Origin of the sequence: Wylensekiella montiformis, from assembly GCF_009697385.1 — a bacterium.
Classification (GTDB): domain Bacteria; phylum Bacillota; class Negativicutes; order Selenomonadales; family Selenomonadaceae; genus Selenomonas_A; species Selenomonas_A montiformis.
In genome coordinates, this window is record NZ_VUNL01000021.1 from 1 (window position 1) to 15273 (window position 15273).

Sequence of the window (15273 nt, forward strand, 5' to 3'; positions counted from 1 at the left end):
CAACACCCTGCCAAGAAAAATACTCGGCTATAAGACACCCGAGGAGTGCTTTAGGGAAGAAATGCTTGCAGCACTTACTGCATAAAGGTTCGCCGGGTGTTCAACTTATTATTGCAATTCGGGCTTTTTTTGAAGCGATTGGCGAAAAAAACGAGCGGACGGCTCCTTTCCGGCATTTCTCTGAATTGCGAAAATCCCCGTTCTGCGGTACACTGTTGTACGACGGTACGCGCGATAAGGCGCGACTGTACAGAAAGGGGATTTTTATGTCTGATTACGAGAAGTATCAGCAGATCAAGCGCGAGGCGGGATGGACCGGTCTGGCGCTTTTTGTGCTGATTGGATTCTGGCTCGCGGCGGGGTTCGGTCTTTCCGGCATGGAGGGCGAGGTTTTTGGCCTGCCGATCTGGGCGGTGACGTCGAGTCTCGGCGTCTGGTTTTTTGCGATAGTACTCGTTCGTCTGCTGACGTCGTTCATTTTCCGCGACATGGAGCTGGATGAGGATGCGGCCGGAGAGGGGGACGCGCATCATGAATGAAGGCAATCTGACGGCATTGGTTCCCTTGCTGGTGTTTATGGGCATTATGGTCGGCATCGGCTTTTATGTGCGCCGTGCGCAGTCGCAGGGATTTGCCCGGCGTTTTGTGCAGCAGTATTTTATCGGCGGGCATGACCTCGGCGGCTTTGTACTGGCGATGACGACGGTGGCGACGTACAGCTCGGTCAGCTCGTTTGTCGGCGGCCCGGGCATGGCCTGGCACATCGGTTTCGGCTGGATTTATATGGCCGTGGTGCAGGTCACGGCGATTTTTCTCGTTCTCGGCATTTTCGGCAAGCGGGTGGCCCTGCTGTCGCGTCGGTTTGACGCGGTGACGGTGGTGGACATCATCCGCGAGCGGTTTCAGTCGGATGGACTGGCGGCGATGGCGGCTTTTATCATCGTGCTGTTTTTCTGCGGTACGATGACGGCGCAGTTCGTCGGCGGAGCCAAGCTGTTTGCGACGGTCACGGGGTATGATTACGAACTGGGGCTGCTGCTCTTTGGGCTGGTGGTTGTGCTTTATACGAGCATCGGCGGATTCCGGGCGGTGGCGATTACGGATACCTGCTGTGCCGTCATGATGATGATCGGCATCGTCCTGCTGCTTTATTATGTGCTGCAGGCAGGCGGCGGCTATACGGCGATCATGGACAGCATCCGCACCAATCATCCGGAAATGATGGAGCCTTTTTCCGCCGGGCATATGCCGGCGGGACTGTATCTCACGCAGTGGATTCTGGTCGGTATCTGTACGATTGCCCTGCCGCAGTCCGTGGTGCGCGGCATCAGCTATAAGGATACGAAAAGCCTTCACCGGGCGATGATGATCGGCACGGTTGTGGTCGGCTTTATGAATATCGGCATCAATTTCACCGGCATTCTGGCGCATGGTGTGCTCACGGACAGTCTGGCCAGTTATGGGGGCGTGGATTATATCATTCCGAAGACCATCGTCACGGTCGTACCCGCCTCTTTGGTGGGACTGGCGATCATCGGGCCGCTGGCGGCTTCGGTTTCGACGATTTCCGGACTGCTGATCGTTGCTTCTTCGGCGGTGATCAAGGATGTGTATCTGCATCATAAGCAGAAATGCGGCGAGGAGGTGTCCGGGCGCCGGCTGCGGCTGCTGTCCATGGCCGTCACGGCGGTTATCGGCGCGGCGGTATTCTGCATCGCGCTGACGCCGCCGAGCCTTATTTGGATCATCAATATGTTTGCCTTTGGCGGACTGGAAACGGCGTTTTTCTGGACGCTTCTGCTGGGGCTGTTCTGGCGCAGGGCCAACCGGCTGGGCGCTGTTTTGTCCATGGGCGGCGGGACGCTGGCCTATTGCCTGACGCAGGGGCTGGGGTTCAAGGTCATGGGACTGCATCAGATCACAATCGGCATCACGGTGTCCCTGCTGTTTTTCCTCCTTGGCGTTTATGCCGGAAAACCGCAGGAAGAAAAAGTGCTGGATGTATTCTTTCCCCGGAGGTAAGCCGGGAAAGTATTCCGGGGAAGGCCTCCTCATAGATTTTTTCCCTGACGGGCAGGAAAAACAAAAAAAGAGAGGGGGTACGGCGAAATGCGAGAGCATTTTGCCGTACCCCTCTCTTTATCCCAAAAGCATCCATTCGACGCAGAATACGATGAGGCAGCAGGCGGCGGAGACTTTGAACAGGCTGGCTCCGTACCAGGCCAGCGCAATGCCGGCCGCGAGGGCCAGCGCGCCGGAAACCGGCGTCTGCGTCGTTTCGAGAATGGCCGGGAAGGTCATTACAGCCAGCGTCACATAGGGAACGTAGAACAGGAAGGAACGCAGAAAGCGGTTCTTGATCTGCCGGCGGATGAGCGTCAGCGGAACAATGCGGATGGCAAGGGTGACGGCGCTCATGACCAGAAGATAAAGATAGATGTCATGCCGCATGGCTCTCGTCCTCCTCTCGGTCTGCAGATGGATCCTTTACTGGGAAGAAAGCGGCGCCGATTGCTGCGAGCGCCAGCGTAAGGATGATGGTGCGTGTGCCGGCGGAAAGCTCCATGAGGCCCGGCGTATGGGCGGAGAGGAAGCTTGCGGCGAAGCTGGCCAGTACGAGCGCGCCGATCACACGGTTGTCGCGGGCCGGCGGGATGATGACCCAGAGAAACATGCCGAAAAGCGCCACCGACAGTGCGCTGACTGCCTGCACCGGCAGCAGATTGCCTGCGATGACGCCGAGCGCTGTGCCGATGGACCAGCCGGGCATGGCCACGCTCATGGCGCCGTAGTTATAGTACGGATTGAGCGGGCCTTTGCGTGCGATGGTGATGCCGAAAATTTCATCGGTTATGTCAAAGCCGACGAGTATGCGGTGGATGAGCGGGGTGTCCGGAGCGAATTTCTGACTGGCTACGCAGCTCATCAGCATGTAGCGGGCATTGGCGATAAGCGTCATGATGGCCAGCTCCAGATAGGGCGCGTCGGCGGCGATCACGGTGAACGCTGCGTATTCTCCGGCAGAGGCGTTGTTAAAAAGGCTTGCCAGAAAGCCTTGAAAGGGCGTGAGTCCCGCATTGCGCGCCGCGATGCCGAGCGTGAAGGAGACGACGAAGTAGCCGAGTGCGATCGGCATGCCGTCATGAATGCCTTCAAAAAATACATCCCGGCGTGATGGTAAAAGATCGGATGGTCTGTCCGCCATGAAAAGCCTTCTTTCTGTAAAGAGTGTGTGCTTTCATTTTATGGCGGAAGGCAGATTTTGTAAAGGCGGATATGGAAAATCACGGATTTTCCGTGCGATCTTTCGGCAGGGACTGGCGATAGTCGAGATACTTCTTCGTCTCGGCGACGATGACGCCGGAGAGCGCGATCAGCGCGATCAGGTTCGGGATCGCCATGAGCCCGTTGACGATATCGGCAAGAATCCAGATCGCTTCCAGCTTGAGGAAGGCACCGGATGCGACGAGGACGATGAAGATGAGGCGGTACGGCATAACGCCCTTGGTGCCAAAGAGATAGATGCAGGCGCGCTCTCCGTAGTAGTTCCAGCCCAGAATCGTCGTAAAGGCGAACAGGACGAGGGCGATGGTCAGCAGGTTGCCGCCGATGATCCCATAGGTGCTGGCAAAGGCGCTGTTGGTCATGGCAGCGCCGGCCGCCGTTCCCTGCCATACACCGGTGAGGACGAGGGCAAGGCCTGTCATGGTGCAGATGATGATGGTATCGATAAAGGTGCCGGTCATGGAGATCAGGCCCTGCTCAGCCGGCCATTTCGTCTTGGCGGCGGCAGCGGCGATCGGCGCGGAGCCCAGACCCGATTCGTTGGAAAAGACGCCGCGGGCGATACCGTTCTGCATGGCCATCATGATGGTCGAACCGGCGAAGCCGCCGACTGCGGCCTGTCCGGTGAAGGCGTTTTCCAGAATCAGCGCGACGGCTGCCGGAAGCTGATCGACGTGGACGACGATGAGTCCGATGCAGATGGCGACATAGAAAAAGGCCATGAAAGGAATGACGCCGGAGGCGACGCGGGCGATCGACTGCAGACCGCCGATCGTGATGGCGGCGATGAAGAAGGTAAGAATGGCGTCCGTCGCCGCTTTCGGGAAGCCGAAGGAGAGTTCCATGCTGTCTACGATGGCGTTGACCTGCGGGAATGTGCCGATGCCGAGGAAGGCGACGAGGATGCAGGCGACGGCAAAGAAGGTCGCAAGCGGCTTCCATTTTTCGCCCATGCCGTTCCGGATGTAGAACATCGGCCCGCCCGCGATTTCGCCTTTTTCATCGACGGAGCGGTATTTGATGGCCAGCAGTCCCTCCGAGTATTTTGTGGCCATGCCGAAGAAGGCGGCCATCCACATCCAGAAGATCGCGCCGGGGCCGCCGACCTTGACCGCCGTGGCGACGCCGACGATATTGCCGGTGCCGACCGTGGCGGCGAGAGCGACGCAGAGCGCCTTGAAGCTGGACACATCGCCTTCGCCCTTGTTCTTGGCCTTGAAGATGAGCTTGAGTGCGAGCGGCAGGCGGAATACCTGCAGCAGGCGGAGACGGATCGTCAGAAAGATGCCGGTGCCGACCAGCAAAGTGATGAGCGGCGGACCCCACATGAAGGTATCGATGGCATTAAGTAACGGGATGAATGATTCCATAGGAAATGTCCTCCTTGAGAAGATAAATGAAACAATGATGTCTTTTTGAAAAGGACAATCATCTATATAATTAAGACAAATCCTATAATACCACATATATGGACATTTGTCTCGCTTTTTGGGCAAAAAAAGTTCCGAAGCCGTTTATATAAACGGCTTCGGACTGTTTTTTCTCACTTTATCCGAGGTTGTCTGTTTCTTCGTCGGACAGGATGCCGGCCATGCGCAGGAGATAGCGGGCGTTGGTGGTCTGGCACCGGCCGGGCTTGCGGCGGTAATCGAACCGGATTTTGCCGTCCTCGTAAAATTCTTCAAAATGGCAGTTGGTCACAGGAAGATCGTTCGGCGAGTGCAGATCGCAGAGCTCGAAGTCATGCGTGGTCACCAGTGTGATGCACCAGGGCCGTATCAGGCGGCGGAGGGCTTCTTTTGCGCCGGTGATGCGGTCGGCGGAATTGGTTCCCTTGAAGATTTCGTCGATGCAGATGAGCATGGGGGCCTTCCGGCGGCTGAAGCGGACCATCTGCCGGATGCGCAGCAGCTCGGCATAGAAGGTGGAAATGCCCCGGGCCGGATCGTCGTTTACCTGAATCGAGGTAAAAATATGAAGCGGTGTGAGCGCAAAGAACTCTGCGCAGACCGGAGCGCCGGCATAGGCGAGTACGGCGGATGAGGCCAGCGCCCGCAGATAAGTTGTCTTTCCCGACATGTTTGAACCGGTGATGATGCAGGCGCCGGCGGTGAAGTCCGCGTCATTGGGAACGGCTTTTTCCTCGTCAATCAAGAGCGGAGAAAGACGGCGGGCCGTAAGTTCCGGCTGTCCCTGCCGCAGCTCCGGGAAGGTATATACGGTCCGGGTATGACCGACGACGGCAAGGGAGAGCAGGACTTCCATTTCCGACCAGATATCGATCCATTCCCGCAGATTCTCGGCGGCGGACTCGCGCCAGCGGGAGAACGCCGCGGCCTGATGGCAGTCCCAGAGAAACAGCGTGTTGGCCAGAACGAAAAAGAACAGGTTCCTCCCCATGGCGACACGGTCGGTGAGAGCGGCCAGCTTGTGAAGGCAATCGCCTGCGCCACCGTCTCGCAGCCGCTGCTGAAGCGCGCGGAGGGTGGTGGAGGAAAAATCCGCCTGCTCGATTTCGCGGAACAGGACTTCGTATTGATGAAGTTCATGGGTGAGACTGGCAAGAGGAGCCAGTATTTTCTGGTTTCGGCGGTGGAAGGCCATGGCCAGAAGAAACTGGAATGCAGTCAGCAGTCCAGCCGCAGTCCAGCTCAGCTGCCCGAATCCGGCAAGGATGAGGCTCAGCAGAACGATCAGCGGGAAGAAGCGGATTGTTCTGCTCCCCGCGATCCGGCTGCTTCCGGCCGGCTGCGTTTCCAGCTCTTCCAGCAGCTCCGTGGTATCGTGATGCTCGGGCAGCAGGCGGCCCCGGGCCTCGAGACGCAGGCAGAGCAGCGGCTTTTTTATGAGCTCAGCGACGGCCTGCTGGCGGGCGAGGATCTTGCTGCGTCCCGGAGGGACCGCCGTCAGCGCCGCGGCCAGCCGCCGGCAGCCGCGCAGTGTGCGCGCGCAGGAAAGATACTGATACAGAGAGGCATGGCCGAACACCGATAGATCGGATTGCTGGGGACAGTCCTTCTGCATCATGTCGGCGCCGTCCGCGGCAAAGTCCTTCCAGCGTCCGTCAAACCGGCAGAGAAAGGACTGGATCACGGCGGTCAGGCTGTCCTGCAGGCGAATCCTTTCCCTGAGATGGCTGTGGCGATGCACGAGCGCCGCGAATGCCGCGAGGAAAAGAACGCCGAAGACGGAGCCGATGATATGCCCGTCATAGCCGGCGGCAAAGGAAAAAATCATGAGCAGAAACGAAACGGTGCGCAGGGCGGTCAGACGGCTGCTTTGCCGCTGCAGCGCTTTGGATACGGACAGCTCTCTATGATATGCTGTCTGGAAAAAACGATATTTGTCGGATTTTTCATGCAAAACTACTCACCTCACAGGAAAATGTATGGTATTATTATATCATGCGGAAGGGAAAATCGGATGAAAACGAAGATTCCCTCTGCAGGATGCCGGTTGATGCCGGTCATCCCCGCGGCGCCCGCAGAAAAGCGGCGCAGGACTGCGGGCCGCAGGGCGGCCGGATTCTCCCTCCTTGCGCGACGCGGCGAAAAACGATAAGATAAACGATAGATAATAGATAAATGGGCAGAGAAAACAGGACGAGGGGGCTTTCGATGAAGGAAGATCACAGCGAGGCGATGGAGCGTCTCCAAAAGAGCATCGACTGCATCGAAAAGAGGATGCGGATCGACTCCAACGATCTCGACTATGAAACGCATTTGCGGCAAAAACGGAAGCTGCAGCAGATCCTCGACCGCATGCGTTCGCGGGGAAAATCCTGACGGATTCTCAGTAATTTTTCATGAATGCTTGTTAAAATACAAATATCAAAAAGTCAAACAAACAGAGAGGATGGAATGACTATGTCACAACGCATGACCATGGACGAAGTGCTCCGGCAGTACGGCGTCCCGCAGATTAAGCTCGACATCCATGCGACGCGCAGCGAACTGTTGAAGCTGCGGGAAAAGCTCATGGCGATCCGCGATCTGTCGCAGGGAAAGGAACAGGGATATCTGGACATCGACTGCAAGCTCTATATCGATGTCGACGACATTGACCGCTACCTTTCGGGAGAGCTTGATACAGTCGGTGAGATCTATGCGTTCCCCGACGACATCAAATCGTACAAGGAAGAATAAGCAGCAGAAAAAGAACGAATAAAGGAGATCATTCATGATGATAAATATGAAAAAACTGGCCGCGGTGGTCATGGTCGGCGTGATGGCGGCTGTTGCCGTCCCCGCGGTGACCTCTGCGACGGTAGGGACCGCCTATGCCGCCAAGGGCGGAGCGAAGCTCGGCGGAGGCGTCAAGTCCGCACCGAAAGCCGCGGCACCGAAAGCCGTGGCGCCAAGTAAGAATAACAGCAAATCCGTATCCGGCAACGGAGAAGGATACAAGCCGTCCAAGGATGCGAAGAGTCTGGAAAAGAACGCGCCGGCAGCCAGCAGCAAAGCAGCGGCGGGAAATGCCGCCAATACGCAGAGCGGAAGCCGCTGGGGAAGCGCGCTTCGAAATATCGGCCTGTTCGCCGGCGGCATGATGCTCGGCTCCATGCTGTCGCATCTCTTTGGCGGACTGGGCGGCGGCATGATGGCGGATATTCTCGGCCTCGTCATGAACATTCTCATGGTGGCGGCAGTATTCCTGATTCTGCGCTGGGCATGGAATAAATTCCGCGGGCGCGGGAAGGAAACGAATGTCTATCGCGCGTCGCGCATGAACAGCCAACCGCAGGAACCCTTGAATGTCACGCCGCACAGCGGCTCGCAGCAGCGCATGGAGATTCACGACATCAAAGGGCCGGACGACGGCTATGAGGCAAAGAGCACGGCGGACAAATACCGCAGCCGCTGACGAAATGAAAACGAAGAGACAGGAAGGGAAGCACTTATGGTAAAAGCATCGGTAAGCCAAAAAGTCGACGAACTGACGGAACGATATCCGGCGCTGGCTGTCTGCGGAAAAGACCTGCATGAAGCGGTGGAGATGATCTGCGAAAGCTATCGCGGCGGGCATAAACTCATTGCCTGCGGCAACGGCGGCAGCGCGTCGGATGCCGAGCACATCGTCGGCGAGCTCATGAAAGGATTCCTTCTGCCGCGCCGCCTTGATGCGGCGATGGCGCAGAAGATGCGGGAAGTATGCCCGGAAGAAGCAGACTACTTTCTGGAAAACCTGCAGGGCGCGCTGCCGGCGCTTTCTCTGGTCAATCAGGTTGCACTGAATACGGCCTTTGCCAACGATCAGGCGCCGGATCTTTCCTTTGCGCAGCAGATTCTCGGCATGGGCAATCCCGGCGATGTTCTGCTGGCCATATCGACCTCCGGGAACAGTAAAAACGTCCTCTATGCGCTGCAGATGGCCAAAGTCAAAGGCGTGAAAACCATCGCCCTGACCGGCCGGTCGGGCGGCAAAATCTATTCGCGCCGTCTCGCCGATGTGACCATTCGCGTGCCGGACGAGGAAACGTACCGCATACAGGAGCTTCATCTTCCCGTCTACCACATGCTCTGCATCGCCGCCGAAGAAGAATTTTTCGGCAGGGAATCGCAATAAAACAATATGGAACAGGATTCGCGTCTGAATCTTGAGGCCTCGTGAAACAAAGCGGCCGCGCACAAATGATGCGCGGCCGCTTTGTTTTTGGAAGAAAACAGGAAAAAAGTCCCAGCAGGAAGGTTTTTCCGCGATTGAAGCGAATTTAGTTATTATTATAATGAAAACGAAAAATGAGAAGGCGATAAGAACGATGTGTTATGCAAAACGAACCGTATGTTGTTTTCTTTTTTGTGTGCTTCTCCTGCTGACGGCTTTTGGGGCGAAGGCATCTTTTGCCTGTGCTGCGGAGCGGATGTCGCTGCGGGTGGGCTACACCAGTATGGAAAATTTTCTGGCCCGCGACGGCGAAGGGCATTATTCGGGGATTGCCTATGAGTATCTGGAAGGACTGGCCTCCTATATCGGGGCAGAGCTTGAGTATCTGCCCGGTTTCCAGCAGCAGAATGAAGAGCGCCTGCAAAATGGGAGCATCGATATGTTCATCGAACCGGATCATTCCTTTGAGTGGCTGATGCAGGGGAAGCCTTTTTACACGGATCCTGCCGTATTGCTGCAGAATACGGCAGGCTTTCAGCGGGTCATGCTTGGGGAAGGCGTCGGCGTACTGTGCTTGAATGAAAATGCCGGTGCTCTGACGGACCGGATGAGATCCGGTCTGACCGAAATGACGAAAATCAATCCCTTTTACCGGCTGAGTCTGGAGAAAAAATATTATCAGAACCAGACACTGCCCCTCATGCTCACGGAGGAAGAACGCGCGTATCTTCAGCAGAAAAAAGTCCTGTATGCCATGGCGTCTCCGGGACAGCCGCCCTATACCTGGTTTGACGGGATTATTCATCGCGGCGTCGTCGCAGACATCATGCGGCAGATTGAGAAAGATCTGGATATCCGGATACAGGTACTGCCCGAAACCGATCAAGGCAGCATGATGGAACATCTGGCGGCGGGCGACATCGATCTCGTTACCGATTTCTTCACGGATTACAACTGGGCCCGGGCGCATAATGCCGACATTACCTTCCCGTATCTTTCCCTGTCTTATGTTCCCGTGACGCGCCGGGATCGGACTCTGCCGGATCATCCGACTGTCGCCTGCCCGCGCAGTCATTACTATGTCCGCGATTATATCGAGAAGCATTATCTGCCGGGACAGCTCCGTTATTATAATACCATCGAGGATTGTCTTGATGCCGTCGAGCGGGGGAAAGCCGACCTCACCATGGTCAAATCCATCACCCTGCAGGACTATATTTACCAAAATGGATTCTACAATCTGTATACCAGCGGCAATGTCCTATTTTCCCATCAGGTTTCCATGGCTGTAAGCTATCAGGCCGATCCGCTGCTCGTTCGCATTCTCAATAAGGAGATCGCGCATCTGGATCAGCAGAAAATCAAGAGCATCATCAGCCGCGAGGTCTATCAGTCGCAGAACAGAGAGACGCTCCGTTCCCTGATTTACCGCAATCCCGTGGGAACCGTTATCTTTCTCAGCGTTATTTTTGCCACGGTGCTGCTGGTGCTGCTTTTCTGGATGCGCATGCGCCGTCGTCATAATCAGGAGCTTTACCGGCAGGCTCATGTGATCGAGGATATCGGCATGTACAACCTCCGCTGGTTCCGGCGGGAGCTGCCCAGAGCCTTGGCGCAGTATCAGGAGGACCGCGAGGCCGGAAGGCTGTTCCTCATGGTCCTCAGCGCTCAGCATATCTCCTTCCTGAAGGAAATTTACCATGCCGGCAGCTTCCGCGAAAGCATAATGAACCTCATCCGCAAGGTGCGCGCCGAGAATGACTGGCTGCTCATCGATGCCATGACCTCCGACCTTTTTTCGCTGATCGTTCTCTGCCGCCGTCCGGACGGCATGAGCATGAAGCAGGCGGCGGCGAAAGTCGCTCATGATGCGCGAATCTGCGTATTTAACGGCACGCCGACGAGCGTCCGCTACCACATCGGTCTTTGCGCCATTCCGCCCAAGGGCGACATTCATACAGACACATGGGTTGATAATGCCTTTTCCGCTCATAACGAAACCATGGCTAACCGGCAGCCTGTCGGTGTGTACGACTATGCGATGCAGAACAGCATCCTGCGCCAGAAGCAGATGGAAAGCCTGATGGAAAAGGCGTTGGCCAAGGGAGAATTCAAGGTTTACCTGCAGGCGAAATACAATATCGACGCGCAGTCTGTCTGCGCCGCCGAGTCGCTCGTGCGCTGGGCAAGTCCGGAACTCGGCTTCCTGATGCCCGGGCAGTTTATCGGTCTCTTTGAGCACAACGGCTTCATTGTCCAGCTGGACTACTATATGCTGGAACAGGTCTGCCAGTATCAGAAAAACCGGCTGGAGCACGGACAGATCACGGTCCCCATCTCCGTCAATCAGTCCGGAATGCACATCAAGGAAGAAAATTATCTGGAACGCATGCAGGCCATCGCGGACAAATATCATCTGCCGTCCGGCCTGATTGATCTGGAACTGACGGAAACCGCCTTCATCGACTTTTCCACGCAGGATGCCCGGCGCGACGCGTCCCGTATCGTCACCTCTCTCAAAAAGATGGGCTACCGGCTTTCCATGGACGATTTCTGCACTGGCTATTCGTCCATCGCCATGCTCCAGAACCTGCCGATGGACGTCATGAAAATCGACCGCTCGATGCTCCTGGCCGCTGAAACCTCGCCGCGGGCTCTGACCATCCTGCGCCATGTTGTCGAGCTCGGACACAGCCTCGATATGCGGGTACTCGTCGAGGGCATCGAAACCAGACCGCAGGAACTTCTGCTGCTCGGCATCGACTGCCACTACGGTCAAGGCTTCCTCTTCGCAAAACCCATGCCGGCCGATGAATTCAGCGAGTTTCTGGAACACCACACCACCGAAGGACGCATCCTGCCATAAAACACAAAAAAGCCTCTCCGCGTTTCATTGGCCGCGGAGGGGCTTTTTCGGTCATGACAACAATATCAAGCAGCTGGAAGAATTTTTCCGACTTATCGATTCCCCTTAGAACGGTTATGGGTCTTGCAAAGCATCTGGCAGTTCTTCTCGTCCGTCGAACCGCCTTTGCTCCATGCCGTAACGTGATCGGCGCCCATCTCGTTCAGTTTCCAGATTTTTCCTTTTCCTTTTCGTTGTTGCTCATCGCGCAGTATGGGCAATTGCTGATGCCTTTCTTTTTCGCGGCGTCAGTCTGTTTCTTATAGACTCTTTTCTTGACTGCATCCGTAAAGACTCGGATATTCAGCAACTTCTTGTCCTGTTCGCCGCTCAGGACATATTCAAATATGCCGCGCTTATCCGATACACACGAATCATCCAGCAGCGCATCGACACGAGCATTAATCTCCTTATGGTTGTAGGCTTTCTCATGATACTCCCGATACAAACGGCCCCAGTCGATACCGCACATAACAGAATCCGTACAATCAAACAATCTACTTGCTCAATCAAGAACGGTTTCAAAATACTTGTCTATATCCTTGATATCCGTATCATTGCGATGTTTCGCCATGTAATCCTCAATCTGGCCCTCGCTGACCCAGTTAAGCGCCGTCTCCAGTATGCCCTGGCGCTTCGGATCGCCCTTCGCGTAGGTCCTCCATCTCGGCATGTTGGCGTTCTCCGGGTTCGAGAAATGCTTGCGGGCCGCCGTTACGAACGGGCCGTGATAGGCTGCATTGCGAAGCTCCTGCTCAACGAGAGGAACGCCAGCGATGCTGATTGTCTTGAACCATGCTTCAATCTCGGACGGCTGGCCTTCACAGACGTAGATCGTGAGCGGCGTATTTACAAGAAGCTCCTGTTCATCCTTCTCGAGACTTTCAAAATATTTCGGTTTACCTTCACGCATGACCGCAAACGTCCAAGAGTTTGCAACGAATCGCGCAAACGACGTGATGCGCTGTTGTCCGTCCAAGACTTCATACTTACCGTCCGCGTTCTTGACAAAGTAGATAAGCCCGAGCGGATAACCCTTCAGCAGTGATTCAACGACCGCCACATCGCGCTTGCCGTCGCCGTAGATGTAATTGCGCTGATATTCCGGCTGGATAATGAGCTGGCCATCCATGCCGAACAAGCCCTTGTTCTCGTTCTTGTCGTGGAAGAATTCCTTGCAGATATCTCCGACGGTCCATTCAGTATGTAGCGTTGTTTTCATATCATTCATCTGCCTTTTTTATCAAGAGTCTTGCATAAGTAGAGACAAGCTTTCCATTTGATAATCGTATTGCAGCCCTTCGATTACAATCAGCATAATTATTACCATCACTTGGCGTATATATCTTCGTCGTCAAGCCATATTCATTATTTCTATCGGTTATACCTAAAATCGCGAACTGATTCGGATTATACTTATCCATGAAAGTTATTGGAACTCCCATAATACCATTATAATCCGAAGGAATACATTCAGTGAAAGGAACTTCTATAGCATCATAGTTGTCGTAATGCGGATACTTTATCGCGCCAAAAGTTGTTTCGAGCTTCTTCTTGAGCTTCTTGTTAAATTTCAGATTGTTATTCATAGTATCAAGCAGCAGTGGTTGATGACGTAAGTCATGATCAATATTCGTGAACCATCTGACACCTTTGACTCTAATGAATTTCTTTCCATCTTCATCGATACCGCAGCCTGCTGCATTTAATGGATAATCATCCGGAACATTGAATTTTCTATCTCCAGAATGGATGGAATATCCAAGCCAGATTTCATTATCCTTAAGGAGGGGGAAAACCTCTTTGTAGGTAATCGCATTCATATTACCAAGGATAACAAACTGCTTCTTGCCGTCCATAATCCATCCCAAAAAATCGCGGAACTTATCCCCTCCGCGTCAGACGCATCCCGTACTTGGCGCAAACTGACTGATACTTATGTTGTAATACGGATAACAGAAGCGTTCAACGGCATTTGAATTGTGTGGTGTCGGTTATGCGGTCACCCGCAGTTTTATCGGCAGACGGATTCTATAATACAATGAGACTTTATCACGTCTCAATCACAAAATTTCATTTGGCGGATAAAAATGGGTTGACAAAGAGATGATCATCCTGTATCATATTACAAGTCGCTAAGACATTTGCTCCTTTTCTTTTGCATTATGTGCAGGAAAGAGCTGAGTAAAAAACTTGAAAAAAGGATGAAAAAGTCCTTGACATGAGTAAGTCGATGCGATATACTAAATGAGTCGCTGAGATGAGCGGCGGGGCGAAAGCCTCAGGTGGTTCTCTGAAAACTAAACAATGCAACATGAATCATTTGTGATTCAAGCCAGATGTTTTTAAAACATCGATTGATTATGAACATAAGCAATCGGCAATTTCTTTACTAAGCTTCATTTTTGAAGTTTAGACCAAAAAGATTATTAGAGCCAATCAAGGTTCTTCATAAATTTTATGGAGAGTTTGATCCTGGCTCAGGACGAACGCTGGCGGCGTGCTTAACACATGCAAGTCGAACGAGACGATTTAGAAGCTTGCTTTTATTGAGTCGAGTGGCAAACGGGTGAGTAACGCGTAGACAACCTGCCGCAAAGATGGGGACAACAGTCCGAAAGGACTGCTAATACCGAATGTTGTGTCTTTTCCGCATGGAAGGGACATTAAAGATGGCCTCTACTTGTAAGCTATCGCTTTGCGATGGGTCTGCGTCTGATTAGCTAGTTGGCGGGGTAAGAGCCCACCAAGGCGACGATCAGTAGCCGGTCTGAGAGGATGAACGGCCACATTGGAACTGAGACACGGTCCAGACTCCTACGGGAGGCAGCAGTGGGGAATCTTCCGCAATGGGCGCAAGCCTGACGGAGCAACGCCGCGTGAGTGAAGAAGGGTTTCGACTCGTAAAGCTCTGTTGTCGGGGACGAATGTCAGGACTCAAAATATGGGTTCTGAATGACGGTACCTGACGAGGAAGCCACGGCTAACTACGTGCCAGCAGCCGCGGTAATACGTAGGTGGCGAGCGTTGTCCGGAATTATTGGGCGTAAAGGGAGCGCAGGCGGGAAGGTAAGTCTATCTTAAAAGTGCGGGGCTCAACCCCGTGAGGGGATGGAAACTATCTTTCTTGAGTGCAGGAGAGGAAAGCGGAATTCCTAGTGTAGCGGTGAAATGCGTAGATATTAGGAGGAACACCAGTGGCGAAGGCGGCTTTCTGGACTGTAACTGACGCTGAGGCTCGAAAGCGTGGGGAGCGAACAGGATTAGATACCCTGGTAGTCCACGCCGTAAACGATGAATGCTAGGTGTAGGAGGTATCAACCCCTCCTGTGCCGGAGTTAACGCAATAAGCATTCCGCCTGGGGAGTACGGCCGCAAGGCTGAAACTCAAAGGAATTGACGGGGGCCCGCACAAGCGGTGGAGTATGTGGTTTAATTCGACGCAACGCGAAGAACCTTACCAGGGCTTGACATTGAGT

General features: G+C 54.3%; 16 protein-coding genes and 1 rRNA gene. 9 read left to right on the forward strand and 8 right to left on the reverse strand.

Annotated elements, in window-relative coordinates; genetic code table 11:
* Positions 1-266 precede the first annotated feature (266 nt).
* The gene (locus FYJ78_RS12530; protein WP_154621733.1) at positions 267-539 is read left to right on the forward strand and encodes a YhdT family protein; all 273 of its coding nucleotides are present in this window, start codon (positions 267-269) and stop codon (positions 537-539) included.
* On the forward strand, positions 532-2022 hold the full coding sequence (panF, locus tag FYJ78_RS12535) for a sodium/pantothenate symporter (protein ID WP_154621734.1): 1491 nt from the start codon (positions 532-534) through the stop codon (positions 2020-2022). Before FYJ78_RS12530 ends, panF begins: the two co-directional genes overlap by 8 nt.
* A 117-nt stretch (positions 2023-2139) precedes the next feature.
* Here the strand turns inward: panF and FYJ78_RS12540 are convergent, their stop codons facing one another.
* The 4 genes from FYJ78_RS12540 to FYJ78_RS12555 all read right to left on the reverse strand — a co-directional run bounded on the left by FYJ78_RS12540 (position 2140) and on the right by FYJ78_RS12555 (position 6648).
* Entirely contained in the window at positions 2140-2451 is a 312-nt protein-coding gene (locus tag FYJ78_RS12540) for an AzlD domain-containing protein (RefSeq protein WP_154621735.1), read from the reverse strand.
* Positions 2441-3205 carry an AzlC family ABC transporter permease gene (locus tag FYJ78_RS12545; protein WP_154621736.1) on the reverse strand — a complete coding sequence of 255 codons (765 nt, stop codon included), beginning with the start codon at positions 3203-3205 and terminating at the stop codon, positions 2441-2443. Before FYJ78_RS12545 ends, FYJ78_RS12540 begins: the two co-directional genes overlap by 11 nt.
* Positions 3206-3284: 79 nt before the next feature.
* Positions 3285-4655 (reverse strand): alanine/glycine:cation symporter family protein, encoded by a 1371-nt coding sequence (locus FYJ78_RS12550; RefSeq protein ID WP_154621743.1) that lies wholly within the window; start codon positions 4653-4655, stop codon positions 3285-3287.
* Positions 4656-4833: 178 nt separating this feature from the next.
* Positions 4834-6648, reverse strand: coding sequence for a MutS-related protein (locus FYJ78_RS12555; protein ID WP_235900071.1), 1815 nt, complete (start codon positions 6646-6648; stop codon positions 4834-4836).
* 41 nt (positions 6649-6689) lie between these two features.
* On the opposite strand from FYJ78_RS12555, the gene FYJ78_RS12790 reads away from it, so the two are divergent.
* The 6 genes from FYJ78_RS12790 to FYJ78_RS12580 all read left to right on the forward strand — a co-directional run bounded on the left by FYJ78_RS12790 (position 6690) and on the right by FYJ78_RS12580 (position 11755).
* Positions 6690-6851, forward strand: coding sequence for a hypothetical protein (locus tag FYJ78_RS12790; protein ID WP_195847980.1), 162 nt, complete (start codon positions 6690-6692; stop codon positions 6849-6851).
* A gap of 51 nt (positions 6852-6902) precedes the next feature.
* Positions 6903-7070, forward strand: coding sequence for an aminoglycoside phosphotransferase (locus tag FYJ78_RS12560; RefSeq protein ID WP_154621737.1), 168 nt, complete (start codon positions 6903-6905; stop codon positions 7068-7070).
* A gap of 81 nt (positions 7071-7151) precedes the next feature.
* Complete coding sequence (locus FYJ78_RS12565) at positions 7152-7430, forward strand: hypothetical protein (protein ID WP_154621738.1); 279 nt, start codon at positions 7152-7154, stop codon at positions 7428-7430.
* Between the two features lie 34 nt (positions 7431-7464).
* On the forward strand, positions 7465-8148 hold the full coding sequence (locus FYJ78_RS12570; protein ID WP_154621739.1) for a hypothetical protein: 684 nt from the start codon (positions 7465-7467) through the stop codon (positions 8146-8148).
* A gap of 36 nt (positions 8149-8184) precedes the next feature.
* On the forward strand, positions 8185-8850 hold the full coding sequence (locus tag FYJ78_RS12575; RefSeq protein WP_154621740.1) for a D-sedoheptulose-7-phosphate isomerase: 666 nt from the start codon (positions 8185-8187) through the stop codon (positions 8848-8850).
* 235 nt (positions 8851-9085) lie between these two features.
* Positions 9086-11755 carry an EAL domain-containing protein gene (locus tag FYJ78_RS12580; protein ID WP_195847981.1) on the forward strand — a complete coding sequence of 890 codons (2670 nt, stop codon included), beginning with the start codon at positions 9086-9088 and terminating at the stop codon, positions 11753-11755.
* A 92-nt stretch (positions 11756-11847) separates the two neighbouring features.
* Here the strand turns inward: FYJ78_RS12580 and FYJ78_RS13185 are convergent, their stop codons facing one another.
* The 4 genes from FYJ78_RS13185 to FYJ78_RS12590 are packed head-to-tail and all read right to left on the reverse strand — an operon-like array spanning position 11848 to position 13653.
* Entirely contained in the window at positions 11848-11952 is a 105-nt protein-coding gene (locus FYJ78_RS13185; RefSeq protein ID WP_206671405.1) for an HNH endonuclease, read from the reverse strand.
* Between the two features lie 5 nt (positions 11953-11957).
* Positions 11958-12290, reverse strand: coding sequence for a hypothetical protein (locus tag FYJ78_RS12870; protein ID WP_206671406.1), 333 nt, complete (start codon positions 12288-12290; stop codon positions 11958-11960).
* Positions 12291-12299: 9 nt separating this feature from the next.
* Positions 12300-13016, reverse strand: a complete 717-nt coding sequence (locus FYJ78_RS12875; RefSeq protein ID WP_206671407.1) for a DUF262 domain-containing protein — start codon at positions 13014-13016, stop codon at positions 12300-12302.
* Between the two features lies 1 nt (position 13017).
* Positions 13018-13653, reverse strand: coding sequence for an adenine-specific methyltransferase EcoRI family protein (locus FYJ78_RS12590; RefSeq protein ID WP_154621742.1), 636 nt, complete (start codon positions 13651-13653; stop codon positions 13018-13020).
* Positions 13654-14251: 598 nt separating this feature from the next.
* On the opposite strand from FYJ78_RS12590, the gene FYJ78_RS12595 reads away from it, so the two are divergent.
* Positions 14252-15273: ribosomal RNA gene (locus FYJ78_RS12595) — 16S ribosomal RNA — on the forward strand; the annotation flags it as partial.

Excerpts from the sequence above, each read along its gene's own strand:
- FYJ78_RS12530 (WP_154621733.1), top strand. The coding sequence starts at position 267 with ATGTCTGATTACGAGAAGTATCAGCAGATCAAGCGCGAGGCGGGATGG.
- panF (WP_154621734.1), top strand. The coding sequence starts at position 532 with ATGAATGAAGGCAATCTGACGGCATTGGTTCCCTTGCTGGTGTTTATG.
- FYJ78_RS12540 (WP_154621735.1), bottom strand. The coding sequence starts at position 2,451 with ATGCGGCATGACATCTATCTTTATCTTCTGGTCATGAGCGCCGTCACC.
- FYJ78_RS12545 (WP_154621736.1), bottom strand. The coding sequence starts at position 3,205 with ATGGCGGACAGACCATCCGATCTTTTACCATCACGCCGGGATGTATTT.
- FYJ78_RS12550 (WP_154621743.1), bottom strand. The coding sequence starts at position 4,655 with ATGGAATCATTCATCCCGTTACTTAATGCCATCGATACCTTCATGTGG.
- FYJ78_RS12790 (WP_195847980.1), top strand. The coding sequence starts at position 6,690 with ATGCGGAAGGGAAAATCGGATGAAAACGAAGATTCCCTCTGCAGGATG.
- FYJ78_RS12560 (WP_154621737.1), top strand. The coding sequence starts at position 6,903 with ATGAAGGAAGATCACAGCGAGGCGATGGAGCGTCTCCAAAAGAGCATC.
- FYJ78_RS12565 (WP_154621738.1), top strand. The coding sequence starts at position 7,152 with ATGTCACAACGCATGACCATGGACGAAGTGCTCCGGCAGTACGGCGTC.
- FYJ78_RS12570 (WP_154621739.1), top strand. The coding sequence starts at position 7,465 with ATGATGATAAATATGAAAAAACTGGCCGCGGTGGTCATGGTCGGCGTG.
- FYJ78_RS12575 (WP_154621740.1), top strand. The coding sequence starts at position 8,185 with ATGGTAAAAGCATCGGTAAGCCAAAAAGTCGACGAACTGACGGAACGA.
- FYJ78_RS13185 (WP_206671405.1), bottom strand. The coding sequence starts at position 11,952 with ATGGGCGCCGATCACGTTACGGCATGGAGCAAAGGCGGTTCGACGGAC.
- FYJ78_RS12875 (WP_206671407.1), bottom strand. The coding sequence starts at position 13,016 with ATGAAAACAACGCTACATACTGAATGGACCGTCGGAGATATCTGCAAG.
- FYJ78_RS12590 (WP_154621742.1), bottom strand. The coding sequence starts at position 13,653 with ATGGACGGCAAGAAGCAGTTTGTTATCCTTGGTAATATGAATGCGATT.